The organism is Limnohabitans sp. 2KL-3, assembly GCF_001269405.1.
In the GTDB taxonomy this organism is placed as follows: domain Bacteria; phylum Pseudomonadota; class Gammaproteobacteria; order Burkholderiales; family Burkholderiaceae_C; genus Limnohabitans_A.
In genome coordinates this window covers 1-1,002 of the sequence record NZ_CXON01000053.1, presented here as the reverse complement: position 1 = coordinate 1,002, position 1,002 = coordinate 1, and the positions used below count along the sequence as shown (strand labels likewise).

Here is a 1,002-nt window from a genome sequence, read left to right as displayed (position 1 = left end):
TGGAAGTCCAGCCAACAAGTGTGGGCCCAGCTGCACGAGCAGGCATTTCGCTACTTTGGCGGCTGCCCCCAGTACGTGGTGCTGGACAACCTCAAGGAGGGTGTGCAGAGGCCCGATTTGTACGAGCCTGAACTCAACCCAGTGTATGCCGCCATGCTCGAGCACTATGGCGTGGTGGCCGACCCCGCCCGCGTGCGCGACCCCAACCGCAAGGGCACGGTGGAGCACGCCATCGGCCACACCCAAGCTACAGCCTTGAAGGGCAGACGCTTTGAATCGATCGAGGCCCAGAACGAGCACTTGGAGCATTGGGAAACGAGTTGGGCCGCCAAGCGCATTCACGGCAGCGAGCGCCAACAGGTGCAGGCCATGTTCGAGGCCGAACGTGCGCACCTCAAGCCCTTACCCCTGCTGGGCATGCAGTACTTCACGCAAGGCGTGCGCACCGTGTGCGACGACAGCTGCGTGCGGGTCGATCACAGCAGCTACGCCGCACGCCCTGCGGCCATCGGCTCCAAAGTGCTGGTGCGCATCTTTGAGCGGCGCATCGAGATCCGGGATGTGCAAGGCGCTTTGCTGCGCACACATGCCAAAGCCGAGCGGCCAGGCTCGGTGGTGCTGCCTGCGGATGAGCGGGTGTTCAACCCATCACGCGAGACGCGGTTGATCCTTGGCCAGGCCAAAGAAATTGGCGAGCACGCCAGCCGCCTGTGTGAGCTGATGTTTGCAGCCGAAGGTCGGGTGGGCCAAAGGAAGCTCTGGGGCATCGTGGGATTGACCAAACGCTACCCGGCTGTCTGCATTGACGGCGCCTGTGCCCAAGCCTTGGCGCAAGGGGTCTACAGCTACAAACAAGTCAAGGCCTTGGCCGAGCGTTTGTTTGCCGATGCCATGGCGGCCATGGACGAGGAATCCAACATGGCCAGCTCAGTGCACGCCGACACCACGGCCCTTGAGGGCACTTTGGTTCAGCAGCACGAGCTGATCCGCCAGGCCGACGAG

General features: G+C 63.1%; 1 pseudogene. It reads left to right on the top strand.

Features of this window, described 5'->3' with window-relative positions:
* Positions 1 to 1,002, top strand: a pseudogene (locus tag AMM41_RS21515) (DDE-type integrase/transposase/recombinase); the annotation flags it as partial.